General features: G+C 54.8%; 1 pseudogene. It reads right to left on the bottom strand.

Annotated features, from left to right (window positions below):
• A pseudogene (locus KDH83_RS31820) lies at positions 1 to 405 on the bottom strand (1-deoxy-D-xylulose-5-phosphate synthase); the annotation flags it as partial.

Raw genomic sequence — 405 nt, forward strand, 5'->3', positions numbered from 1 at the left:
GTATAGAGCATCTGGCGACATTCGTTTTCATCGCTCGGGGTCATAATGACCATTTCCGGTATGCAGCGCAGGTAAGAGAGATCAAAAGCGCCCTGGTGGGTTTGACCATCAGCACCAACAATGCCCGCGCGGTCGATGGCGAACAGGACCGGAAGCTTTTGAATTGCCACGTCATGCAGCACCTGATCATAGGCGCGTTGCAGGAAAGTGGAGTAGATCGCGACAACGGTTTTGTCCCCACCAACCGCCAGCCCCGCCGCAAAGGTCACTGCGTGTTGCTCGGCAATTGCCACGTCGAAGTAGCGATCCGGGAATTTACGAGAAAACTCAACCATACCGGAACCTTCACGCATCGCCGGAGTAATCGCCATCAGCTTGTTGTCTTTCGCTGCCGTTTCGCACAAC

Source organism: Achromobacter sp. Marseille-Q0513, from assembly GCF_018195695.1.
Classification (GTDB): Bacteria; Pseudomonadota; Gammaproteobacteria; order Burkholderiales; family Burkholderiaceae_B; genus Achromobacter.